22 protein-coding genes are annotated in these 24,870 nt (G+C 41.3%); 4 read left to right on the top strand and 18 right to left on the bottom strand.

The window, feature by feature from the left end:
• Positions 1 to 424 precede the first annotated feature (424 nt).
• On the top strand, positions 425 to 1,552 hold the full coding sequence (locus LW728_RS00480; protein WP_287764633.1) for a class I SAM-dependent methyltransferase: 1,128 nt from the start codon (positions 425 to 427) through the stop codon (positions 1,550 to 1,552).
• Positions 1,553 to 1,597: 45 nt separating this feature from the next.
• Here LW728_RS00480 and bchB read toward each other — a convergent pair whose 3' ends face one another.
• From bchB to LW728_RS00425, 11 genes are all read right to left on the bottom strand, one after another.
• Entirely contained in the window at positions 1,598 to 3,124 is a 1,527-nt protein-coding gene (gene bchB / locus LW728_RS00475) for a ferredoxin:protochlorophyllide reductase (ATP-dependent) subunit B (protein ID WP_287670622.1), read from the bottom strand.
• Between the two features lie 155 nt (positions 3,125 to 3,279).
• Complete coding sequence (locus LW728_RS00470) at positions 3,280 to 3,876, bottom strand: nucleotide-binding protein (protein WP_287670624.1); 597 nt, start codon at positions 3,874 to 3,876, stop codon at positions 3,280 to 3,282.
• Positions 3,877 to 4,021: 145 nt separating this feature from the next.
• Positions 4,022 to 4,609 (bottom strand): prepilin-type cleavage/methylation domain-containing protein, encoded by a 588-nt coding sequence (locus LW728_RS00465; RefSeq protein WP_287764630.1) that lies wholly within the window; start codon positions 4,607 to 4,609, stop codon positions 4,022 to 4,024.
• Between the two features lie 225 nt (positions 4,610 to 4,834).
• Positions 4,835 to 5,308, bottom strand: coding sequence for a tRNA (cytidine(34)-2'-O)-methyltransferase (locus LW728_RS00460; protein WP_002803984.1), 474 nt, complete (start codon positions 5,306 to 5,308; stop codon positions 4,835 to 4,837).
• Positions 5,309 to 5,574: 266 nt separating this feature from the next.
• The gene (locus LW728_RS00455) at positions 5,575 to 5,916 is read right to left on the bottom strand and encodes a hypothetical protein (RefSeq protein ID WP_002803985.1); all 342 of its coding nucleotides are present in this window, start codon (positions 5,914 to 5,916) and stop codon (positions 5,575 to 5,577) included.
• 329 nt (positions 5,917 to 6,245) lie between these two features.
• Positions 6,246 to 6,998, bottom strand: coding sequence for a hypothetical protein (locus LW728_RS00450; RefSeq protein WP_149975949.1), 753 nt, complete (start codon positions 6,996 to 6,998; stop codon positions 6,246 to 6,248).
• 183 nt (positions 6,999 to 7,181) lie between these two features.
• Positions 7,182 to 8,225, bottom strand: coding sequence for a DNA cytosine methyltransferase (locus LW728_RS00445; RefSeq protein WP_287670629.1), 1,044 nt, complete (start codon positions 8,223 to 8,225; stop codon positions 7,182 to 7,184).
• 156 nt (positions 8,226 to 8,381) lie between these two features.
• Positions 8,382 to 10,043 (bottom strand): NAD(P)H-quinone oxidoreductase subunit 4, encoded by a 1,662-nt coding sequence (locus tag LW728_RS00440; protein WP_287670631.1) that lies wholly within the window; start codon positions 10,041 to 10,043, stop codon positions 8,382 to 8,384.
• A 124-nt stretch (positions 10,044 to 10,167) separates the two neighbouring features.
• On the bottom strand, positions 10,168 to 10,869 hold the full coding sequence (locus LW728_RS00435; RefSeq protein WP_287670633.1) for an ABC transporter ATP-binding protein: 702 nt from the start codon (positions 10,867 to 10,869) through the stop codon (positions 10,168 to 10,170).
• A 395-nt stretch (positions 10,870 to 11,264) separates the two neighbouring features.
• Positions 11,265 to 12,002: a septal ring lytic transglycosylase RlpA family protein gene (locus tag LW728_RS00430; protein WP_002803995.1), complete on the bottom strand. Its 738-nt coding sequence runs from the start codon at positions 12,000 to 12,002 to the stop codon at positions 11,265 to 11,267.
• 846 nt (positions 12,003 to 12,848) lie between these two features.
• Positions 12,849 to 13,556 carry a DUF8619 family protein gene (locus tag LW728_RS00425; protein ID WP_002803997.1) on the bottom strand — a complete coding sequence of 236 codons (708 nt, stop codon included), beginning with the start codon at positions 13,554 to 13,556 and terminating at the stop codon, positions 12,849 to 12,851.
• Positions 13,557 to 13,897: 341 nt separating this feature from the next.
• Between LW728_RS00425 and LW728_RS00420 the strand changes: the two genes are divergently transcribed.
• From LW728_RS00420 to LW728_RS00410, 3 genes are all read left to right on the top strand, one after another.
• Positions 13,898 to 14,626 carry a Uma2 family endonuclease gene (locus tag LW728_RS00420; protein WP_287764626.1) on the top strand — a complete coding sequence of 243 codons (729 nt, stop codon included), beginning with the start codon at positions 13,898 to 13,900 and terminating at the stop codon, positions 14,624 to 14,626.
• Positions 14,623 to 16,068 (top strand): precorrin-3B C(17)-methyltransferase, encoded by a 1,446-nt coding sequence (cobJ, locus tag LW728_RS00415; RefSeq protein WP_287764624.1) that lies wholly within the window; start codon positions 14,623 to 14,625, stop codon positions 16,066 to 16,068. Before LW728_RS00420 ends, cobJ begins: the two co-directional genes overlap by 4 nt.
• Positions 16,069 to 16,375: 307 nt before the next feature.
• Entirely contained in the window at positions 16,376 to 17,719 is a 1,344-nt protein-coding gene (locus tag LW728_RS00410; protein ID WP_287764622.1) for a chloride channel protein, read from the top strand.
• Positions 17,720 to 17,839: 120 nt separating this feature from the next.
• Here the strand turns inward: LW728_RS00410 and tumE are convergent, their stop codons facing one another.
• The 7 genes from tumE to LW728_RS00375 form a co-directional block, all read right to left on the bottom strand.
• Positions 17,840 to 18,223, bottom strand: coding sequence for a toxin TumE (gene tumE, locus LW728_RS00405; RefSeq protein WP_002804002.1), 384 nt, complete (start codon positions 18,221 to 18,223; stop codon positions 17,840 to 17,842).
• Positions 18,213 to 18,443, bottom strand: a complete 231-nt coding sequence (gene tumA / locus LW728_RS00400; RefSeq protein WP_002804003.1) for an antitoxin TumA — start codon at positions 18,441 to 18,443, stop codon at positions 18,213 to 18,215. Before tumA ends, tumE begins: the two co-directional genes overlap by 11 nt.
• Before the next feature lie 201 nt (positions 18,444 to 18,644).
• On the bottom strand, positions 18,645 to 18,977 hold the full coding sequence (locus LW728_RS00395) for a DUF5615 family PIN-like protein (protein WP_287764619.1): 333 nt from the start codon (positions 18,975 to 18,977) through the stop codon (positions 18,645 to 18,647).
• Positions 18,974 to 19,198 carry a DUF433 domain-containing protein gene (locus LW728_RS00390; protein ID WP_002745983.1) on the bottom strand — a complete coding sequence of 75 codons (225 nt, stop codon included), beginning with the start codon at positions 19,196 to 19,198 and terminating at the stop codon, positions 18,974 to 18,976. Before LW728_RS00390 ends, LW728_RS00395 begins: the two co-directional genes overlap by 4 nt.
• A 243-nt stretch (positions 19,199 to 19,441) precedes the next feature.
• Positions 19,442 to 22,378, bottom strand: a complete 2,937-nt coding sequence (locus LW728_RS00385; RefSeq protein ID WP_287764616.1) for an NACHT domain-containing protein — start codon at positions 22,376 to 22,378, stop codon at positions 19,442 to 19,444.
• Positions 22,379 to 22,439: 61 nt separating this feature from the next.
• Entirely contained in the window at positions 22,440 to 22,871 is a 432-nt protein-coding gene (locus tag LW728_RS00380) for a DUF29 domain-containing protein (protein WP_002804010.1), read from the bottom strand.
• 78 nt (positions 22,872 to 22,949) lie between these two features.
• Entirely contained in the window at positions 22,950 to 24,701 is a 1,752-nt protein-coding gene (locus LW728_RS00375; RefSeq protein WP_002804012.1) for a mechanosensitive ion channel family protein, read from the bottom strand.
• Positions 24,702 to 24,870 lie beyond the last annotated feature (169 nt).

Genomic DNA, 24,870 nt, shown 5'->3' with positions numbered 1-24,870 from the left:
CCCCAAACCCCCGCGCATTAGTTTTTCGGTGGGATGCTTACACGCAGCTGCTGATACGTCTGTAATAATTTAAGAGTCACTGATAATTGCTGATTGTCGGTATTTTTGCAAATGTTAGATGCACCCTTCCTAATTCCCACTTCCTAATTCCCACTTCCCATTTCATAATTCCTAATTCCCACTTCCCATTTCAGGTTCTTCGGTTTGTCTTATGCAACGTACAGGGTTATAAGGAATGAAACTCTTATAGAGAAAGACATTTGGCGATTTTTGTTAATTGTTTTCGATCTAGAGCGAACTAATCAATGAAATCTCTTGCCAGATAAGGATTTAGTCCATTTATGCCACCCTATCGAACCATACTAAGTAACGAAGAACCCCATTTCATAATTCATAATTCATAATTCATAATTCCCTGATCAAGATGAATTTAGAAGCAATCATCCTAGAGGAAATTAAACAATCAGTAGCGGGTCGAATTAGCTTCGAGCGCTGGATGGATTTAGCTCTCTATCACCCCGATTATGGCTATTACACCTCTGGAAAAGTAAAAATTGGCTCAAAAGGAGATTTTTTTACTTCCTCGTCCCTAGGGGCAGATTTTGGTGAATTGTTGGCAGAGCAATTTGTCGAGATGGCGGAATTTTTGGGCAATTCGCGAGGATTTACTTTAGTGGAAGTGGGAGCAGGTTCGGGAATTTTAGCGAAGGATATCCTTGATTATTTAAGTGATAGCTATGCTGATTTTTATCAAAATCTCAGTTATATAATTGTCGAACAATCTCAGAAACTCAGGGAAAGACAACGGGCAACTTTAGCGGGATATTCCCCAGTATCTTGGCGAAGTTGGCCAGATTTAGCCGATAATTCCCTTGTGGGTTGTGTGTTTAGTAATGAGTTAATCGATGCTTTTCCTGTCCATCGAGTTGTGATTGAGTCGGGAGAATTACGAGAAATTTATCTAGGATTGGGGGAACCTTTTCAGGAGATTATCGCAGATTTATCTACTGACAGAATCAAAGATTATTTTGATTTAGTGGGGATAAATATTCCTTCCCCACTTTATCCGGAGGGTTATCAAACCGAGGTAAACTTATTAGCTTTAGACTGGTTAGAAACGGTTAATCGGAAACTCGATCGAGGTTATATCTTAACCATAGATTACGGTTACACTGCCGAAAAATATTATCATCCCCAAAGAAGTCAAGGAACCCTACAATGTTATCGACAACATCAGCGTCATGATCATCCTTATTTGTGGGTGGGAGAACAAGATATTACCACTCATGTGGATTTTACTGCTTTACAACGTCAAGGGGATAAATTAGGCTTAAAAAATCTCGGTTTTACTCAGCAAGGATTATTTTTAATGGCTTTGGGATTAGGAGATAGATTAAATGAACTTTCTCAAGGAAAAATCGATATATTAACTATATTTCAGCGTCGAGATTCCCTACATCAATTAATCAATCCCACCGGTTTAGGAGGATTTGGAGTGTTAATTCAGGGGAAAGGAGTAGAGGAAAGAATACTTCAGGGATTAAGCAAATAACTAAAAAAAGGGCTGAATGCTGTTAACTTTCAGCCCCAAAAATAATTAAGCTCCTACAGATTCTTTAGCCGCATACATTACCTCTAAAGTTATTTCACCAATACCTCGCTCCCGGGCAAATTTTTCGGTATTTCGTTTGACTTTCCCGCGCACAAAACCAGGTATTTTCTGCAATTCTACCGTAGCTTCCTTATTCCAATTTAGGTCAGAATCTGCCGAAATACCCTTAGTAATTACCTCTTTTGTATCATGACCACCGAATATCTCTAATAGGTGATCTTCCATACCCAAAGTAAAGGAATTATAGACCAAATCAGCGATCTGATTAGTGCCTTCGTAACCTAAGAAAGGTTTATAACCGAGGGGGAAATTTTGGATATGAATAGGTGCGGCAATTACTCCACAGGGAATATCTAAACGTTTGCCCACATGACGTTCCATTTGAGTACCAAATATCGCCGCTGGTTCTAATCGAGCAATAGCATCCCCTATCGCCCCATTATCATCACTAATTAACACTTCATCGCAATATTCACTCACTTGTTCCAGGAACCAATCCGCATCATACTTACAATAAGTACCCGCTAAAACCACATGAATTCCCATCTCCCTGGCGAGAATTTTTGTCATAGCGGCTGCGTGGGTATTATCACCAAAAACCACCGCTTTTTTGCCAGTTAAATTTTGACAGTCAATGGAACGAGAAAACCAAGCAGCTTGGGAGATATGCAGAGTTTGTTCATTGATAAAATCTTCGTAATCTACTGCCGCACCCTGGCCATTAATTACCTCTTGAATTTTGCGAATACAGCGGGCTGTTTCCACCACTCCCATGGGGGTAATATCAACGTAGGGCATAGCGAATTCGCTTTCGAGATATTTGGCTGTCATTAATCCCACTTCTCGATAGGGAACCAGATTAAACCAAGCGCGGGGCAGATTTTTTAAGTTTTCCACCGAGGCAGCTTCGGGGATAATTTCGTTAACTTCAATGTCCAAATCTGCCATTAACCGCTTTAATTCCGTGCGATCATGTTGGTTATGGAAACCGAGGGTGGTAATACCGATAATATTAACCGAAGGTTTAGGGGTTTTCTGGGAGATAATTTCCCCTTTTCTTTGGGCTTTATCGAGATAATATTTGATAATTTGATAGAGGGTTTTATCGGCCGCTTGTAGCTCATTATAGCGATAGTGGTTGACATCGGCCAGCAGCACATCCCCCTCGGCATCCTGTCGCGCTCTTTCGACAAAGTTTTGTAAATCCTCTTGGAGAATGCTGGAGGTGCAGGTGGGGGTTAAAACGATTAAATCGGGACTTTCTTCGCGATCTTTGCGAACAATATTATCGACGACTTTTTCTTGGGAACCCCGGGCTAAAACATTACGATCGACAATACTAGCAGTGACGGGGGTAAAATTACGCTCCCTTTCCAGCATCGAGCGCATGACGTTAAAATAATCGTCTCCCAGAGGAGCGTGCATGATAGCATGAACATTTTTAAAGGAACTGGCGATCCTTAAAGTGCCAATATGAGCGGGACCCGCATACATCCAATAGGCCAATTTCATAGAGGGTTCTCCTACAGTCAGACTTTTTTGATTGTCTCAGACTTTACGGATTTAGGAGTGAACACTTAACGGAAGATTACAAAAAGTCCCCATGCAGATTAAGTATCTTTTCGGGGAAAAATGACATAAATATTAATGTTAACTTTTTTAACAATTTATGTCATTAGGGCAAAAATTTCTTTACCGACCGCTTGGTAACAAAGCCAGCCAAAATTCGACCGGGGGTCGGGATAATCTTTGACGATGACTCCCTTTTCGGCCGCTCGTTCAAAAGCGACTAAACGGGGAATTTCTCGCTTAAATACGGGTAATTTTGCTTCTTCTAGAGCTTTCCGCGCTTCTCGTCCTGTTTTTGTCCGTGAATCCACTTGGGTTAAAAGAACTCGATAATTATCGGTCATCGTGGACAGCAATTCTACCGCTTTAATCGTGACATCGATATCGAGATGATTGGGAGTGGTGGGTAGGATTAATAAATCGCTGCCCTGAGCTAAATCTTTTAACTCGTCCGGTTCCGGCCGGGCCTGGGTATCGACGATAATATGAGTGTATTGTTTCACCAGTCCCGTCGCTCCAGCTTGGGACGCTACCATAAAAGGAAGGGTTTCCTCCCGGGACCAATGGAGAGCCGAACGATTTTTATCCGCATCAATCAATAAGGTGGGCGCTTTTTCTTGAAAATAGGCGGCCAAATGAATCGATGTGGTGGTTTTCCCGACCCCTCCCTTCAGTGCTACGACGGAAATAATCATGAACGGATCGAATAAGTGAGTATTTTCTAGTGTACTCCCAGACGGACTGAAAACCGTTTAAGTTTCCCCGCAGAAAGGCTATCAGTCGGGATTCTAGATTTTTGAGCGTGACTCTTTCGATATCATATCGATAACTTTTTACGGTTTAAGGCACACATCTATTATCTTGGCGAATATCCCAACTACCATCAACACGAAATAAAAATAAACAGCGTTTGTCGGGTGTACCGGCAGCCACTAAAGTAATTCTGCCTAACTGTCCCCAAGAACCCCCTAACCCCTCTCTTGTGTCGCCCCAACTAGCGCGATAAATTGTCCCTTGATTACCCGCCGGTCCGTTAACTCGGCGTAGGGTAGAATTATTAGTATCGATGCTAACGCCGCGAGTGATGGGAGTCCAATCGGTGACATTTTCACATTCGTCCCCCTGCACTTTGGCCACTTTAATCTGTTCGGTCTCACTTGCGGCCATGCACAAAGATATAGGGTGAGAACCTCCTCCTGTGGCTTGATAACGGGTATTTTTCCATTGTTGGGATATTTCAAAGGTGGCGATATTTAAGCGAATCCAAGCCATGAAACGATGATAAACAGAAAGGGCAATGGTTAAGAGAATTCCTAATAAAATTAGGGTAACTAACATCTCGACTTGAGTTAAGCCAGAGGTGGATTTTTGCCGATTAAAAAGCTGTAAATTGCGAAAAGTATTAGAAGAAAGGTCGAAGATATTCATAAGCCTCATCTTGCCTTTTTATTTTCAATAAATTATGGGATTAGAAAGGAGCAACAATTAATTTGCGCTAGGATAATCCACATAATTTACTGCTGTTATTACGGACAAAATTGACGGCGATCACAATTTTTCGTGATATAAGCAAAAATGAGCTAAATAAAAGCAATTTTGCAATTTTATGATCAATTCAGTTTATTTGCTCTGTTTATATAGCCAAATGTCCCGCTAACGAATAAATCCCAATTGTCGTCTAGCCTCGAATAATCCGATGGCCACACTAACGGAAAGATTTAAACTTCTCACCCCCGGTTCTGCCATGGGAATATAAACCGTGTCATCACATTGATTTAATAAATCTGCTGGAATACCGTCGGTTTCACTGCCAAAAAGTAGCCAATCTCCGCTTTGATAGCTGTATTCCAGATAACTACTGCTGCCGCGCACGGTAAACCCGATCGCCCTTCCGCCGCTCTTTTGTTGATATACACAAAAGTCATCGATTGTCAAGTGGTACATAAGTTTTACATAGGGCCAATAATCTAAGCCGGCCCGCTTCAGATAGCGATCGCTAATTTCAAAACCCAAAGGACCGACTAAATGCAATTCTGTCCTCGTTGCGGCGCAGGTACGGGCAATATTCCCCGTATTTGGCGGAATTTGCGGATTAATTAAAACCACTCGTAAAATCGCTTCAGTCATCAGTTATCAGTTATCGGTTATCAGTTATCAGTTATCAGTTATCAGTTATCAGTTATCAGTTCACTGTTCACAGCAAAAAACTCCCCACCTCTCAAGTCATAATTCATAATTTATAATTTATAATTCCCACCTCTCAATTCATAATTCATAATTTATAATTTATAATTCCCACCTCTCAATTCATAATTCATAATTTATAATTTATAATTCCCACTTCCCTTGGGTGAGGACTAACTATACTAGATTCTGCCCCACCCTAGTCAAACTTATTTTAAATTGGTATAACTATCCATACTCAACGGGACTAAATCGCCATGGATGGTCAAACCTAACAACATTGTTGCATTAGCGGGGATTAAATTGCCTGTAAGAGCGCAAATCTCATTTTTTCTAGCTGTAGCGTTAAATACTGCCCTTATATCGCCAGCACAAAACTGCGGTCGATAATCTCCTGATTTCTGTTGAACGAAATTCCATAGGACATCGCGAATGAGCGCTTGATAACCTTGATTGCCGGAAATCTCTTTCAGCTTGTCTTTGAGGACTCTTTCCAGACGAATGCTGGTGACTTCCATATCGGTAGTGGTGGTGCGTGTGATTGTCCGCATAATTTTTTCTCCCGAATACTAAACCTATTGGTGTTACAAGTGTAGTATAAGAAAGATACCTTTAACAAGCACAACCGGCGAAACCATCACCTCTGCTGCTCTTTTATTGTTACCTCTAAGGAAAAACCGCGTCTCGTCAGAATCCTATTTTGCTGTTAGAAAAAACATTGCTTATAGCCTATTTATTAAGAAAATTTTAGGTAGAGTGCGTTAGGCAATCTCTTGTTTTTAGGAAAAAAAATCAAGCTCTTGTTAAGGAACGGATATTTAATGAGTAAAACTTATTACATAAAGGACAAGAGAGGCATTTATTATCCCGATTTACTCTATTATTGGTCAAGTAACCCATCTTTAATTTCCCTTCTGATCTCATCTAAGTATTGGGAAGATTGCTGATAATTAGTATGATCTCTATCGTTTATTTCTACCCCTTCTGCTAATTGAAAATTTGATGTAGTTTTTAAATCGTTTATTTCTACCCCTTCTGCTAATTGAAAATTTGATGTAGTTTTTAAATCGATAATTTTAGGGATAGGCAGTTTGATAGGAATAGCTTTTGGATAGCTAAAATAGGTAGCAAAATCTAAGTAGCCTAGTTTTTCATCAATTACTATCCATTCTTGATCGATTAACTGCATTTTTGGTTCTTTGACACCAAAAGCATATAGAAAAGCTGCCGCATAAAAACCAGCATGGTAAAAGAAGTTATCTGTATTATGAGAACTACTGAAAGAGGTGGTCAGTGTAAAATCTCTTTGTCCAGTGCAAATACGATCAGAAAAAATGTCATCAATTGACTTTTTTAACACTTGATCAAACTGATAGGTTTCTTGCTGATTAAGTGCGGGGGGTATTTCATAGTTATAAAAACAAGTCAACCAAAATGTATTATTTTTGCCAGAAAACTCCAGTCCAGATTTTTCTAGAGTGAAAGGTATATTTTTCTCGTCTTCTAAATGTCTTCTAGAATCTGATACTTGTTGGTAAAAGCATCGATAACTAAATTCACCGTCTTTACCCCGATAATTAATTTTTCGGAGACGAATAGCATTGATTAATTTAATCCAGTCAGACTTCAGCATAAACGGCAATCGCATTGATTAAATAATTAACCATTATTATAGCAGTTATCTTAAGGGTGAGATAGGAAGTTTTGGTTTTGGGGAGCAGGTCGTCGGTCGTCCATAGCAAATTAGGTTATACTTCATCTTGATAAGAAACGCTGTCATATACCCAAACCCCTAGAAAAAAATCGCTATTGTTCCTCAGATTGACAATAACTCTAATTGTCTCCCCTGTAGGTCTTTAACCCCGATATTTTCTTGAGAATCTCTGGATAAATCTAAAACCTTAATCACCTCTTTTGCCACCGCTTTTACCACGGGAATAGCCACAGAATTGCCGAACTGTTTATAAGCTTGGACATCGCTAACAACAATCTGAAAACTATCGGGAAATCCCTGTAATCTTGCCCATTCTCTGGGGGTCATTCTGCGGACGAATAATTTATTTACCTCTCCCTTAATGCGAGTAACCGGAGTAAAATTAGTCAGTCTTTGATCGATAACTAAATTTCTTTCTTTTCCCATACCTCCCACCACAATAGCATTAGCGATACCATCGGGAGAAATAATCTCATAACCAAAACCATTACCTTTATTTTGGTGTCTGGCCCTGTGTTTAAACAAAGTTTCTAAATACTGATTAGAGAGATAATATTTAACGCTGACTTCCTTTTCTTCTAGGATATCTTTGAGACAAGTTTCTTGATGGGTTGGTTGGGGATAGGAAAAATGGTAAATATTTAAATCTTCTCGAAAACCGATGATAAAAATTCGGGGACGGTTTTGAGGAACCCCAAAATATCTGGCATTTAAAATCTGGGGACTAGGGACAAAATAATGCAAATCCTTTTCTAGTATATCTAAAATAGTTTTTAAAGTTTTACCTCGATCATGATGGACTAAACCCTGGACATTTTCTAAGATAAAAGCTTTCGGTTTCTTTTCGTGTAATATCCGGGCAACTTCAAAAAATAAGGTTCCGCGTGCATCTTCAAAACCGTGTTTTCTGCCGGCGATACTAAAGGCTTGACAGGGAAAACCGCCGCATAGTATATCATGATCGGGGACAGTTTTTACCTCTAATTTTCTGATGTCTTGATTATCGGGTAAATGACCATAGTTAGCCAAGTAAACCTTTTGGGAGTGAGGATCGATTTCCGAAGAAAAAACGCATTGACAACCGAGATTTTCTAGGGCGATTCTAAATCCTCCTATACCGGCAAATAAATCAATAAAAGTCCACATATTTTCTCTATTCTAAGCTTTTGTTTTGATCCCAGAGACGATATTAAACCAGCTATCTTAGATTTTAGTATAAATGCTCGCATCTTTTTCCTCGCCAAAAAAAATCGGGAGTAGAATTACTACTCCCGATAAGCTATGAACTTTAGACTTGCCAATTTATTGGAATATACTGGCAACCTTGGCGCTTACGTCGGGTTTAGTTTCAGCGTAGATATTTTGACGAGTAGCGGCGATTTCTCTGTAGGCTTGACGCACTTCCGAGTTAACTGCCACCGTTTTCACATCGTAGATACGGGTAGCTAGTTGGGGATAAAAACCGATAGCGACAATCAAAGCGAGGAAAGAGACAGCGATAAAGATTTCTCTGGGTTTAGCGTCAATATATTCTGATTCGTCAGGAAGGACACAGCTAGTACCGAAACAAACTGCCTGTTCGTTACTTTTGTTGGGGGTAATGTTAGTAATATCGCAGGAAGAACCATCTCCGTAGAAAACTTGACGGAGCATGGAGAGTAGATAAATCGGGGTGAGGATTAAACCAACGGAAGCGAGGAAGACAGTCACAACCCGGAAGGTTTGGCTATAAACGTCACTGCTAGTGACACCGATAAACACAGTAATTTCACTGGCAAAACCGCTCATTCCGGGTAACGCTAGGGAAGCCATGGCGCCAGCAGTAAAGAGAGCGAAGACTTTCGGCATCGCTTGAGCAATCCCACCCATCTCGTTTAAAGCTAAGGTATGGGTGCGGTCATAGGTGACACCAGCAAGGAAGAATAAGACGGCGGCAATTAAACCATGGGAGAGCATTTGTAACATAGCGCCGCTAATACCCACATCGGTGAAGGAAGCAATCCCTAAAAGGACGAATCCCATGTGTGAAACCGAGGAATAAGCGAGACGGCGTTTCATGTTTTGTTGACCGAAGGAAGCGAAAGCACCGTAGATAATATTAACGACACCGAGAATCGCTAGAATCGGGGCAAAGTAGATGTGTGCATCGGGTAGAAGGCCCATATTAAGGCGGATTAAACCGTAACCACCCATTTTGAGGAGAACACCAGCGAGAATCATCGATACAGGTGCAGAAGCTTCACCGTGAGCATCGGGGAGCCAAGTATGGAGGGGGAAGATGGCGAGTTTGACTCCGAAAGCGATTAATAAACCAGCGTAAAGGACTAATTCTAAAGCGAGGGGATAATCTTTAAATCCTAATTCCGCCATATCAAAGGTCATCGCGCCACCACCGTAAAGGGCCATGGCTAGACCGGCAACGAGGATGAAGATAGAAGCGGCGGCGGTGTAGAGTAGGAATTTAGTGGCGGCATAACGACGTTTTTGACCACCCCAGATGGAAACGAGTAGATAAACGGGAATTAACTCGATTTCCCACATTAAGAAGAATAATAATAAATCTTGGGCGACGAAAACACCAATCTGAGCGGCGTAGAGCAACAGCATCAGGAAGTAGAATAAACGGGGTTTGCGGTCCACTTGCCACGCGGCCAAGATAGAAAGGGTTGTCACCAATCCTGCTAATAAAACTAACGGTGCTGAGATACCATCCACTGACACCGCCCAACTTAAACCAATTTGGGGAACCCAATCGATTTTTTCTACTAATTGTAAGTTGGGGTTGCTTAAATCATATTTTTGTAAAAAGACGTAACACATTAATATAAAGTCTGCTAGTCCGACTCCAAGCGCGAACCAACGAACAGTTTTTCCTTCTTTGTCGGGGATTACAGGGATCAGGAAAGAGGCAAGCAAGGGGAGCAAAATGATGGCAGTGAGCCAGGGGAAGTTAGCCGTTAGCATGGCAGTAAGAAAAAATACCTATTTCGTTATGTGTTCATTTTATGCGACTTTGTAAAATTTTGTGAATATTTTTTGGCCTACCTTTACCATAGGCTTTTGTCTATAGTTGGCGCATCATCATCGATTAACCCAAATAAGCTTGTTTGACTCGCTCATCCTTGAGTAAATCCCCGGCTTTTCCCGCGATAGTCAAGCGTCCCGCTGCCAAAACATAGCCGCGATTGGCAGTTTCTAAGGCTAAATGGGCGTTTTGTTCCACTAACAGGATAGTTACTCCCGATTTATTTAATTTACGGATAATACTGAATATTTCTCGCACTATCTGCGGCGCTAGTCCTAAACTGGGTTCGTCTAGTAACAATAACTTGGGACGACTCATTAAAGCTCTGGCAATCGCAAGCATCTGCTGTTCCCCACCGCTTAGGGTTCCCGCTAACTGCTCTCGGCGCTCCGATAGTCGGGGAAAACGTTGCAACTGCTCTTCGATATCGCTTTTTACTCCTAGGCGATCGCTTCTCGTATACGCACCTAACTGCAAATTTGTCAAGACTGTTTGACGCGCTAAGATTCTTCTCCCTTCCGGACTATGGGCAATTCCCCGCTTAACGATTTCATGGGGCGGTAAATGGGTAATATCTTGACCTTGATAAATTATTCGCCCCGTCTTTGCCGTTAAAATCCGAGATATCGTCTTTAGAGTCGTCGTTTTTCCTGCTCCGTTCGCTCCAATCAGGGTGACAATTTCCCCTTCTTCTACCCTTAAGCTAACCTGCTGTAATGCCTTGATTCCGCCATAATTAACCGATAAATCGCTAATTTCCAACATAAACCCAGTCAAATCCCAATAGGATCTGGGTGGAATTAAATATAAAATGAACGTAGGTTGGGTTGAAGCATGAAACCCAACGCCCGCATGGGTTACGCTACCGCTAACCCATCCTACAAATAATTGTGCCTACCTACTTACCAGTTACCAGTTACCAGTTACCACTGATCAGATGTGAGTTTTTGGTCAGTCCCGATGAAAAAATTTTCACCCCCACAGAGGAAAGAGGTTTCCTTCCCTACACCCCACACCCTACACCCTCTTTCAAGTCAGAGATAAGGAGGAAGTCTGAGCATTTGTACTAAATTTTCCCAGACACAAATTAACAGTGCTGTCTTTTCACTGCTTACTGTTTACTGATAACTGATAACTGATAACTGATAACTGTTTACTGATTATCTGCCTAAAACTTCCAAGACAACTGGGGCAACTCCCGATTGGAAGACACCGATAATCGCTGCCGCACCTCTGGAGAGATCGATGACGCGACCACCGCTAAACGGACCGCGATCGTTAATTCGCACCACCACCGAGCGCCCATTACGCAGATTAGTTACCCTAACCCTAGTGCCGAAAGGTAGATAGCGATGAGCGGCAGTTAAACCACTAGAGTTAAAAGTCTCACCACTAGCGGTGCGACGACCGTGGAAACCAGGACCATACCAAGAGGCCATTCCCTGTTTACGGGGGCGACTGCTGGTTTTTACCGCTTGGGTTGTTTTCGGCTTCTCTGCTGGTGTCACTGAGGCAGGATTGCTGGCCGGGGCCGGCTTGACTTGATTGGGTTGTGATTGGGGTTGTACCGTCGAAGGAATGGCCTCTTGGGTTCGGGGTGTAACGCTTGCAGGGACGGTATTTTCTTTGTCCACTAGGGACTCCAAAGTTTTTAGAATTTCGTTAACATTATCTTGAGCCGAACGTGATAATTTAATATCTGAATCAGATGTTCGACTATTAGAAAAAGCGGACAGAACGATTTGAGTAGTTGACTCGACCACAGTTTGACGATCTAGGCTAATATCCGTCAGGCTGTTGCTGTGTCCTGCTGTCTGGGAACAAATTATCGAGGCTGTAGTCCCCACTACGGTAAGGGCAGTTACAGCTTGTAGTTTGTTGATCAGTTGTTTATTCATAGACTTTCTTATTGTGCGTTAGCAAGTTCCCAATGCAAAGCTGAAGGAATTTGCTAACATTCCTTTTTGCTTGCAAAGCTAACTTGGTTGCGTTCTGTTCAACCGTATCACGGAAAATTGGTTGGTCATTACAAGAATTTATATCGTTATCGGGCAAGAGAATCAAAAATTTAAATAAAGGGTTGACCTGCACCAAAAACCAAGTTAAGATGGAAGGTTTTTAATTTTTTGTGTCCTAGAGGGGGGCAGGGTTAGAAAAACTTAGGGAATTAGTGAAATTTCGAGGGGGAATAATGCTAGTATTGACAAGGGTTTCAAGGATTATCAGCCCTCCCCGATTTCCCTCTATAGCAGCAGATAATGGTTAATAAAACTGTTTTCTTCGCTACAAAAAACTAGATTTTTAAGATCAATGTTAAATCAGACCAAGGATCAGAGATTAAAAATTATAATAGGGGCTTGACAAGCAACTAAAAATAAGCTGTTATTAGCCAAACTTAACTATAGAATCAGAAATGCTGATACAGGCTAATACTAAATCCTGTTTAAAAGGGATAGGAAATTATGAATTATGAATTATGAATTGGGGAGTAGGGAGTTTTTGGCTGTGAACAGTAAACAGTGAACTGAAAACCCGCATCTGATCACTGAATACTGAGGACCGACTCCGTAAAATTCAGGTACTTTTTCCCTGAAAATTAGGTAACTGACTACCTCAAAATCGGTAAAACCCTACACCCCACACCCCACACCCCACACCCTGCCCCCACCAACAAACTTTTTGCCGCAAACCCTATATATATAGATGACTGGGAAACCGGTGTCTTTTCAGCGATCGCCGAACAATTAACGGGTTTTGCGTCTTCGGATGACATTATTAGAATAACGAGAAGGTTTTGGCCGGGGTTCTTTTCCCCCTCCCAATTCGCGACTAACTTGCTGAAAAATATCCCGTCGCAGCACCGGATATTCCCCTATCCACTGGTCGAGTTGGGGAAGATGGACATCAGAAAGCTGATTTATATCCCCTAAATCGGGGTCCTGAGACATTAACAAAGCTTCGGCCACCATCCCGGGACGGATCGATTTATGAATGCGTTTGAGGGGAGCGCGAACGATCGCCGAAAACCCCGTTTGATCACCGATTTCTAGATTAATACAGCGTTGGCGATTTTCGATAATCTCTAATTCCCCGCGTTTATTGACCCTTTCTTCTTCCCCGATTAATTCCTCGGTGACAAAAGCATCGAAAACGCGACCGCGCCAAAACCCCCCGTAGGGAAGACGACGATAGGTATTATTGCGAACACTGGCCCAGTAAACCGGACCCCAGAGCCAATATAAACCGGCGATAATGTCGAAAATCAGTTTAATCGTTAAACCACCGGGGCCGAATAAATTACCGATTAACCAAGCTGCGGTGAGAGCGATGATAGAAATGAATAAACGGCGCAGAAAATCAGACCATTTACCCCAATAGTGAGCGTACTGGGGGCCGGTGGCGATAATAGGGACAATTTGCTCGATCGATTGACGGGTAAGGGGAACCAACATTATCAGTTATCGGTTATTCGTGAACGGGTAGGCTCTAGAAGAGGACGTTTACCTTTCATTTAGGTGCGCTATATCAGTTATGACAGCATTTCTCATAACTAGATGAAGTGTAACCTAATTTGGTATCGACGACCGACTTCCCAAAAGGAAAACTTTGTACCTCACCACTAAGATAAATGCTATAGTTTTGGGTAATTGTCTATCTGTTGGTCGCCATTCATACCATCGCTAAAAGCGCAGGACTTCTGGCGAAATTTCAGTTAAAAATTAAATCCCGCAAGAAGTCCAATGAAACAATCTATAATAAAATCAATGCTGTTTTGTTCCCAAAGACTGCCACCATGACTTCTTCCCCGGTTAAATCCTTAAATTCTCAGGCTGTAACCACGCAACATTTACCCCCGTTAGAAAATGGGGATCGCTTAATTCGTCCCGAATTCGAGCGCCGTTATCAAGCTATGCCAGGATTAAAAAAAGCCGAACTTATCGAAGGAGTTGTGTATATGGCATCCCCATTAAGGTTTAAATTTCATGCTGAACCCCACGGACGTTTAATCACTTGGTTGGGAGTTTATCAAGCTGCTACCCCCCAAATACAAATGGGTATTGAGCCAACAGTTCGCTTGGATATAGACAACGAACTACAGCCGGATGGGGCGTTATTAATTAGTCAAGAAAGCGGGGGAAAATCAACCCTAAGTGTAGAGGGATACCTAGAAGGATCGCCGGAATTAGTGGTAGAAATTGCCGCTAGTAGTGCCGCCATAGATTTAGGGGATAAAAAACGTGCTTATCGACGCAGTGGTATTCAAGAATACCTTGTTTGGCAAGTATTTGACCAAAAAATTGATTGGTTTAATTTAGAAAATGGCGATTATATTTCTTTGTTACCCAACCAACAAGGGGTGATTTGCTCTCTAGTATTTCCGGGTTTGTGGTTAGATATTTCAGCCATGCTCAACGGCAATATGTCACGGGTGTTAGACATCTTAAAAGCTGGAATTAACTCGGTAGAACATCAAGAATTTATCCAAAAGTTAACTGCAGCGCAGTCGGGGGAAGCTAAATGAAACCTCCAGCTATTCTCATTTTAGGAGAAACCAGTATCACCGTTGCTCGTCAAGTGCAAATGGCCTTACCTGAAGCAGTGGTTTATGGGTTAATAGATCGTACCCATTCAGCTGATTTTACCTATACTAATTTTGGCGAAACGGTGCGAGAATTTTTCCAGACGGGAACGCCAATTATTGGCATTTGTGCGGCGGGTATTTTAATTCGCACTTTAGCACCTTTATTAACTAATAAATGGCAAGAACCGCCTGTATTAGCAATCGCAGAAGATGGCAGCGCCGTAGTGCCTTTGTTGGGGGGTTTACAAGGGGTTAATGATCTCGCTCGTCAAATTGCCTCGGTTTTGCAAATTTCCCCCGCAATTACCACCACTGGTGATATTAGATTTAAAACGACCTTATTATCGCCACCACCCGGTTATCAGTTAGTTAATCCCGATGATGCTAAGAAGTTTCTGTCCGATTTATTAGCCGGTGAAAAAGTAAAATTAATCGGTAAAGCGGACTGGTTAAAAAATAGTAATTTACCAATTTCATCAGCTGCAAAACTGAGCATTGAGATTACCGATAAAAATAACTTAAACTTAGCAAAACCTAGCAGTGACTGTTTAGTTTATCTCTGGGAAGAAAGCCCGCAAATTAAGGAAAAATCCAGTTTACCTCTGGGGGATTTTGCCAACGAAAGTCAAGGTAAATTAGCCATAGTCGGAACTGGACCGGGGGCGCTAAATTGGATGTCGCCAGAAGTTCGAGAAGTGTTGGAAAAAGCCACGGATTGGCTGGGTTATAAAACTTATTTGGATTTGGTAGAATCCCTGCGAACACCAGAAATTGTCCGCCATGAATCGGATAATCGGGTGGAACTCGATCGCGCGGAAATGGCCTTAGATTTAGCGGCTAAGGGGCGATCGGTTGTCTTAGTTTCTTCCGGAGATCCTGGAATTTATGCCATGGCCGCGGCCGTGTTTGAGGTATTAGAAAAAAAAGCAAAACCGGCATGGGATGCGATCGCCATTCAGGTCTGTCCGGGGATTTCGGCCATGCAGGCGGCGGCTGCGAGGGTTGGCGCACCTTTAGGCCATGATTTTTGTGCGATTTCCCTATCAGATATTCTCAAATCTTGGCAGGTGATTTCTCAGCGTATTGAGTTAGCAGCCCGGGCAGATTTAGCGATCGCATTTTATAATCCTGTGTCTCAAGAGCGCACTTGGCAATTAGAGAAGGCAAAAGAGATTTTATTACAATGGCGATCGCCGCAAACTCCCGTGGTATTAGCGCGTAATTTAGGACGAAAAGGGGAAACAGTGACGGTGAAATTCCTAGAGGATATGACTATTAACGATGCGGATATGCGAACCATAATTTTGATCGGATCTAGTAAAACTCGCCTGATTGAGCAGGGTAAAACCAAGCAGTGGGTTTATACTCCACGTCACTATTAGGTAGTCGTGCAAAATTAATTTCTTGGTTGGAATAGGCAATCGGCAAGAGATATTTACAGATATCTCGTTGCAAGGATTTCCCTTGTAACGCGGGGAAGGAAGGAAGATCCTCACTTTTCCCATTGCAAGATGGAACCTTGGCACGAGACAAGAGAATCCGGCAATTAATTCTCCTGTTGAGGGGGAGTCTGCCGAGAAGCGTCCCATCGAAAGGACTTAGTATATAGTAAAAACTTTCAGGGTGTTTTGCTTGACTACTGAAATGGACTTGCTATCAGAACAATAAAAGCTTAACTTTCTTTGCGCGATGCTAAATAACAAACTACAACTTCTCTTAACCAGGGTAGGCCCATGGGCCGTTGCTGGTCTGCTCGGCGGTTTGATCGGTTCTCTGGCCGCGGTACTGCTGACTGAGGCAATTAAGCAAACCCTCAGAATTGCCTCTAACCTAGGCAACGTCTGGCTACTGCTGCTGCCTCTGGTGGGCGTTACCTTAGCAGTGCTAGTCCTGTTTGGACTGGGTAGGGGCCAACCTGTGCAGATCTTAGCTCCCCGGGATGCCACTGCCTCTGGCCGCTGGGGTTCTCTCATGGCCTGGTACTCCTTCCCCCATGACATTGCTCGCGCCGATCTGACCGGTGACGTGGTGAACGCATCCGGTGCCGAAGAGCGCTTCCCCTGGAATCTAGCACCGTTGCGGGCCCTGGCCATTCTCTCCACTGTTGGACTGGGTGCGCCCATGGGAACAGAATCACCGGCGGCTCATATTGGCGTGGCGACGGGAACTTGGTTAGGCAGCATAAATCCAGCCTTGGGTCAACTGGTGCGGCCCCTGGCCATCGGTGGCGGTGCGGCAAGTGTTTCTGCCCTGATGGGAATCCCTCTGGTGGGCAGCTTTTTTATGTTTGAGTTGAGTCAGCGACGTCAGGTTCCGATCACCCCGGAGCGGGCAGCGGCGATGTTAGCCGGGGGACTGGTGGGATGGGGGGTCAACGCTGCCTTTAAGCTGCAACTGATCCGGCTGGTCGTGCCGCAGGTTGCCCCGACTGACTTCGGGGATGCGGTGGCTGCCACTTTGTTGATCGGAGCGATCGCTGGCACGATTACAGCCCTCACCGGTGAGGCGATCTACTGGGCCAGAGGCTTGCGGGACAGGCCTGGCACTCGTCTCCTCATTGGTGGCCTGATGATGCTGTTCTTGGCGATCGTGATCGGACAGGTGGCGACTCCAGCAGCGGCTTTTGGACCAGGGGGAGCCGCTATCCTCTGGGCCGAAAACACTGAAACAACTCCTTATCACCTGTTGGCAGTAGCTCTGCTCCGGGCTGCGGCCACTACCGCTGCGGTTTTAGCTGGGGGCTGTGGCGGCGTGTTTGTCCCTTTTCTGGCGATCGGCGACCTCACTGGCCGGGTATTCGCCACTACCTTTGAGATTTCTGGGGATCTGGCCGGTGCGGCGGGGGCAGCGGCCGGTATTGCTGGCGGCTATCGCCTACCTCTGACCGCCGTGGCGATGGTACTGGGGGTGGGTGGCCCGGGGGCAGCCCAGCTAACCTGCCTTGCTACAGTGGTAGTCGCTGCCCTTTCGGGATTGGTGGCCGCACGGGTAGCCAATCAAATCTCTAGTTCCCTGCGGGCAATGTTCCGCTAGAAGCCACCGTCAGGGGAATTACCGTGATATCCAGAGGGTGCAAGTTCTTTGCGCCCCTACTTTTGGGATTGCCGCCCAACGCAATCTACCCGATCAGCGATCGCATTAAATACGTTTTATTTACCTCAATAACTCTGTTGCTTCTTTTAAGACTTGAGTAATTTCAGGTTTGTGACAACTAATTACATCGTTTGGTAAATGCTTGTGATGGGGAAAAGTAGAAATATTGGGAAAGTGAGGGGTACTATCATAGCGAAAAACTAGGTTGTTTTTTTCATCTTGGAAATGGTAACGATAATCTAGGAATTCTAAGTAATTGTCTGTGATTACTATAGCTTCGTTTATTTCTAATAAATGGATCTGCTTGAAACGCAACCCAATTCTTAAATTAGCTCTTTGTGATGTCAGTACTTCTTCTTGATAAGGTTCTACATAAGCATTTTCACACTGCACAATTGCTTGCTCTACCTGATTGAGGTAATCAGATAAAAGTTTAAGCAGCATGATTTAATCTTTGTTCTAATTCTTGACGCAAAGCAAGGTAATGACGATAATCGTTTGCCCATTCTATAAATATTATATCATCTGACAATATTCCCTGATTGTATTCGTTATAAAAATCTTCGGAATCCATTTTATGTTGGTTCTCATAGACGCTAAGTCGCTTGGCAACAGCAATCAAAGCATCTAAAGATGATGTATATTGAATGGTCTGTTTACGCATTTTTCTTTTACTCTAAAATAATGATATTTTGATTATAAACGATCGCGCTCAAACAAAAACATAAATCGTAGGGTGCGAAGCGCGAAAGCGTAACGGACTAATTTAATGATAAAGTTGGTGCGTGGGGCGCAGATTGTTAATTTTGGTTTTTTAACAGAAGTTATCGCCACCTAAAGCACCCTACAAGATCAGCGATCATACTCAACTTAATATCAACAGACTTTCTGTTTCACTATCAAAAAATTCAACAATAATTAAAAAATAAACTCTTAAAATTTCGATAATCTTTGCAGTGGAACTATTGCCAATACGAAGATAGATAAATTTGGGTGGATGACCATATAATAGACTGCGCTGATGAAAATCGGCATCTTTAGAGACAATTACAAAATCGTTGAATTTGGCAAATTCCCAGATAAGTGCATCATCAGTATTTATCATTCCTAAAGTCTTAACGTGCTGAGAATCAGCATATAAATCAATTATTTTATCAATAATCCGATCTGACAAATTTTCATCTAATAACAGTTTCATAAAGAGGTGATAAATAATTTTTTCTCTCGATCAGCAGCAAAAGCCAAACAAGCTTTGATATCCTCGGAAGTTAATTCTGAAAAATCCTCAAGAATTTCTGCTTCTGTCATTCCTGCTGCTAAATATTCTAGAATATCGTACACAGTTATACGCATTCCTCGAATGCAGGGTTTTCCGCTGCGTTTTCCAGGTTCAATGGTAATAATGTTTTGGTAACTCATAATGCTTTAACTATTTTTACCTTCCCAATTATATCTTATTCGATGACAGAGATCGCACTCCACCCCACCGACAAGAACGATCACCCTTCAACTTCGTACCACTCTTAGGGTGTAAAGTGCGAAAGCGTAACGCACCAATTTAATAATAAATTTGCTGCGTGGGGCGCGGATTATTGATTTTGGTTTTTTAACAGAATTAGTAGCCGCAAACACGCACCCTACAAAATTAGCAGATTAGCTATCTTAATCGGGATTTCTCCAATCTCTGAAATTACTATAGTAAAGAAATTCTTGAAAACCTTCTTTGATTTTAGCATCTACATCCGTTCTAGCTAATATTGTTTCGATAATTGCTCCTATTTCCGAGTCAATTTTTATTCTAGCTAATGCCGTCAAAAGTCCAATAATTTCCCCTTCAGCCTTATTAGCTAGTTGTTGAATAATGGGTAAAGTTTGAGGATCATCTCGCCAATGGTTTGCTAAAGCTTCAATTGCTCTATGTTCACCCTTATTAGCTTGTTGTTGAATAATGGGTAAGGTTTGAGGATTATCTCGCCAATGGTTTGCTAAAGCTTCAATCGCTTTTGATTGACCCTTGTTAGCTTGTTGTTGAATAATGGGTAAAGTTTGCGGATTATCTCGCCAATGGGTTACTAAAGCTTGAATTGCTAGACTTTTACCCTTGTTAGCTTGTTGTTGAATAATGGGTAAAGTTTGAGGATTATCTCGCCAATGGGTTGCTAAAGCTTCAATTGCTTCTGATTTACCCTGTCTAGCAAATTCCTGTAGATAAACTAACGCCTCAGAATGAATTTTAGCAATTCTAGATAATTGAATAACAGCTTGATCTTGAACATACCAAACATTTCTTTCAGTTGCTATAGCTTGAAGAACACTCCATCCTGTCCGATGATCTTGCCAAATTGCTCCAATTTTAGCAACTGTTTTTTCCTTAAAATCAGTATCAGCATACCTATAAGACGATTTAGTTAATGATTGAAGACTATCTAACAATCGCTGACTTAGTTCAACATAAATAGACTGGTTTCGCAATTCTCCATAACAATCTGCTGCCAAAAAAAGATGAGCAAATCCCTTGTCTTTTTCCTCCATATCAATGAGATAGTTAATTAATTCTTCAGCAACTTCTTTGGGAAATTCTGCACTTAGCATCCCCATCAATAAACATAAAACTTCTTTCCAAACAGGATCTGAATAATGTTCTCCAAATACTTTGGTTTTCAATTCCTCAAGAGTAATTCCGTCTGGGAATCCTCGGTTTTTAAATCTTTCATAAAACTCGCAAGCACAAAAGTATTCTAAAAAAGTTCGATGAACAAAAGCAAAAGCATTGCCACCTAAAGAACAAAGAATAAAATTACGATAGCGCAGTTGTTTGATAATTAAATCAGTCAGATCACTAGCCACTCGTTTGTTAATTTCTGTTTTTTCAAGATATTGAGTCAAAACATTTTCTAATTCTTCCTTATAGATTAAATTAGCTGCTAACCCTTTTTCTCCTGCTTGCATGGCACTTGCGACTAAACGCAGAATGTCCCTTTTATCTCTTAGATCAATATTGTAAAGATATTTTTTCAGTTCAGGATCAATTAATCCTTCCTTGGTTTCAAAATCCCATTGATGTAATAACACCTCTGACGCTTTTTCATAAAGTTTTGAGCGATCTCTTGGTAATTCTTGAGTTCGATTCAGAATAGCCATCATCGTTAATAATAAAGGATTTCCTGCTAATTCTCGAATCGCTTTTGACTCCTTAATTGCCTTTTGTAAACGTTCTTGTTTTTGGGTTTTATCATCTCGATTTTCAAAAGCTAAATCATGCCAACGTTTGATAAAATCTTCAATCTGATCTTTATCTAAATCTTGGATCATAAAATGGTCAAAACCAGCATGATTTAATTCTTCTGCTTTATATCCTAACCAGCGAGAAGTTACTATAATTGGCACTTGAGGATATTGAATACTAAAACGTTTGATATCCGTGACAATTTCTTGTCTTAATTGAGGATTAAAAACTTCATCTAAGCCATCAAAAAGCACAAGAGCCTGACCTTTTTTAAGCTTATCATCTAAAGCAAGTTGATTGAGATGACAAATCAGATTACCTTGATGGAAAAATTCTAGAATATTCTTACACTTTTTTTCATCCTTATCTCTGGCATAAATACGCAATTCTATCAAAAGAGGAAGGGGAAGCAAAACACGATGACTGAGTTCTTTTTCAGCCCAATTTAAAGCTAAATACTGCAATAAACTCGATTTTCCCGCACCTGGATCACCTAAAATTACAGTTCTTGGGTATTCAGAAGAATTGACGATATACAAAACAGGATATAATTTTTCATTGACATATTTTCGCCGTTTTCGTTCTAGTTCTGCTTGTATTTGTTCTAACTCCGCTTGAGTAATTTCTCCCCTATCTACAAGTTCCTGCAGCACTTCTTTAGGTAATTCATAAAGTTGAGGAATAAACTGTTTACATCGTCTCACATTTTGCGGCACAAACATTCGCCAGAGTTTGATTTGCTCATAAGTCGTTGTGTCTAAACATTCTAATTTAAGATGGCCATATTCCTTTTTTAATCCTTCCGCATAGTTATCTAAATTATAATCTGTTTTAACTCCTGCTATTTCTTGAATATTTTGGCTATCTTTATTCTGTAACTTAACTAAAAAAACGGCTCTTAGCTTTTCAGAATTTTCAATAATTTCCTGAGTTTTTCTCAAATAAAATTTACCTAGTTTTTCCCAGTTAAATTCAGCAGGTAACGGGGGTAAATTAAGTCTTTGCCAAGATTGAGCTAACGTCAAAGTATCAAGAACTTGACAATCAATATCAAAAGCATCCCCTAAAATAGGTTCAACTTGTTCATCTTTAATAAAAGTATTGAGGGGTTTTTCAAAGTTTTTAATTTGATCATCCTCCAGATCGGCCATTTCTAACTGTTGCTGAAAGAGTTCTAAAAACTCCTTCATTGCTTTGCCATAAGCTTCTTTTTGAACATCTTTTTCAGGTAAGTGTAACACTTTACCTAGACTATTTTTAAAAAATTCCTTTCCGTAATCTTTTGCACCCTCTATGGCCAACTCTTGCATTACTGAACGAACAAGCGAACCTGCGGCTTGAGTAACCCCCCAGACAATTAACCAGTCAACCATGGCGATAAACTTAAGATTCTGTGGATACTATCTAAGCTTACCAACTTTAATCGTTTTTCGTCTATCGTTCCGACAAATGAAGAGAACGATTTAAAAGATCCTCAATACCGTAGGGACAAACTGGGGGAAACTCTAATCCCGTCTCTCTAAAAGCATCGCAACAAGCAACAGCATAGAGTTTAAATAGGCTTTCATCGGTTAAATATCGCCTTAAACTGGGGCTATCGTCCAAATAAAGCCTAATATTAGCTCTTTCTCGCTGAATAGTTCCCAACCAACCCCTGGATCGCCGTTGAGGTTGATAGTCCCACTTTAATAAATGATGCAAAATTAATCTGAGACTAGCAAGTAAGCGATCGCGCTCCCGTTTCGACAAATCCCGCACCTCTTCGACTAAATTCTCAATATCTAACTCGGAAAACCGACCAGAAGCTAATAAATCGGCCATTTGTTCGGCCCAAAGTCCAAAGTCTTGCTCATAGGATGCCGTCATCGATTTATCTCCTTCTAAGCTCAATTAACATTATATTAATAATCCGCCCAAAGTGAGGGCTTAAAAACGGATTTACTATCATAATGTGTTGTTTTCTTGATTGTCTGAAGATTGAACACGAAAGGGAGGCGCGACATAATCGGAAGGTAAATAATTTTCGGGGATAGTTGTTGTATTTCCATCTCGTAGGGAAGTGTAACTGGGAGAGAGAATCTCAATCCCGGCTTCATTACACTTGTCTTGAATATTCTGATGGAGTTCTGAATAAATTATTACCATCAAATTGGGTTGGTTAGTGTAAGCATTTAATTGATAACTGATGTAAAAATTATCTAGGCTAGTTTGCAGGACAAAAGGTGCGGGTTCTTTGAGAATATGCACAGTTTCTAGAGCAGCTTCAATTAAGGTTTTGTGGGCTTTTCGCCAAGGCAGATCGTACCCTAGGGTAATCGTTGTCTGAATAATTAGATTTCTGTTTAATTCCCGCGAGGAAATACTAAAGTTAATCACATTACTACTTAATAAAGATGAGTTAGGAATAGTAATAATTTTATTAGTGGGAGTGCAAATGCGAATGACTAGGAAGTTTTTTTCAATTAGATCGCCAATTACCTCTCCTACCTGAATGTGATCTCCGATGCGAAAGGCACGGGTATAAATAAGAATAATTCCCCCGATAACATTGGCAATAGCCGAAGTAGAACCAAGGGATAAAAGAAGACCGAGAAAAACAGAAACACCTCGGAAAGCAGGGGAATCAAAACCGGGTAAATAGGGAAAAGCCACTATTGCTGCTAAGGCAATAATTATGACTAATAGGAGATTGTAAGTAGGTTTAGCCCAATCAGTATAAAAACCAGGAATAACCAGATTTCCTCTTTCTATTGCCGTAAAAAATGGCTTGATTAGCCGGATTAAGTAGTAGGTTATAAAAATGATTATGGCAATAATAAAGGCATTGGGAAGATATTGGCCAATGGACGATAAAACCAGTTCTAATGATTGATAAAAATAACCTAAAATACTCTCGCCAAAAACTCTTGTCCAGGGAAATAAACGAAGTACAAATGTGGCATAATTAAATAATAATAAAAAGAGAACAAGTAAGCGAATTATCCGAAGAACTCGCAGCCAAAAAAAGCTTATATTAGAGGAAGATATAATCTCAACATTCCCTATTTTAATGCCTGGCGTCAAGGATTCAATCAAACGTCTAATGAAGGGAAATAGCTTCCCTGAAATTTTGATAACTGCAAAGCTAATAATCAAGAAAGCAAAGGTGGATATAACCGTATAAATGATATTCTTAAGTAGTTGTTCGGGTTTTCGATCTTGGCGATATTGAGCGATAGCGACCTGAATTTTTTGTAAAGCTTGTTGAGCTAAAAGCTCCGGTGTTGAACGATAGGCTTTTGCATCTTGCTTCGTCACCGTTAGAATTACTTCTTGATCTACACTTAAATAAAGTGAGTTATCATCAGGAATCTGCTCAATTGTCAGGTTCTCAATAGGAATAGAATCATTTTGAGCAATTCTTTCAATTCTCCGGGTAATAGCGTTAGCTCTCTCCTCCGCCGAAAATGAAGAAACTCCCCGTCGGATAAAAAAGAGGGGTTTTCCATCTAACATAACTGGAAAGCCGTCAATTTTGTTTTCCGGTTGTGTCGGATTTTGAGCTATTCCCAAAAGAGGAGAGGTGAGAGTCAGTAGTAAAACTACAACAAATATTACCAAAGTATGCCCAATTTTTTTCATCCATCCTCTAGCTCTAGATGGTGTAGTTAGCATTAAATATCTTTGATTAATATCGACAAATGGTACAAATTTCATAGGATTAATTCAGATTTTTCTGTGTGTAGTCGGGTAAGATTTAGGTATTACTTTCCCAGGGTGAGGTGTAGATAAACTAGGCTGAGACAGGAGAGGGAATTAAGTCAGAAGTTCTAGATTTAATTTCACTGCTATGGCGTTTACGAAAGCTCTTATGAACCATAACTTC

Source organism: Microcystis sp. 49638_E5 (genome assembly GCF_021300285.1).
GTDB lineage: Bacteria > Cyanobacteriota > Cyanobacteriia > Cyanobacteriales > Microcystaceae > Microcystis > Microcystis aeruginosa_C.
The sequence above is the reverse complement of the archived record's forward strand: the minus strand, read 5'-3'. Positions and strand labels throughout refer to the sequence as shown.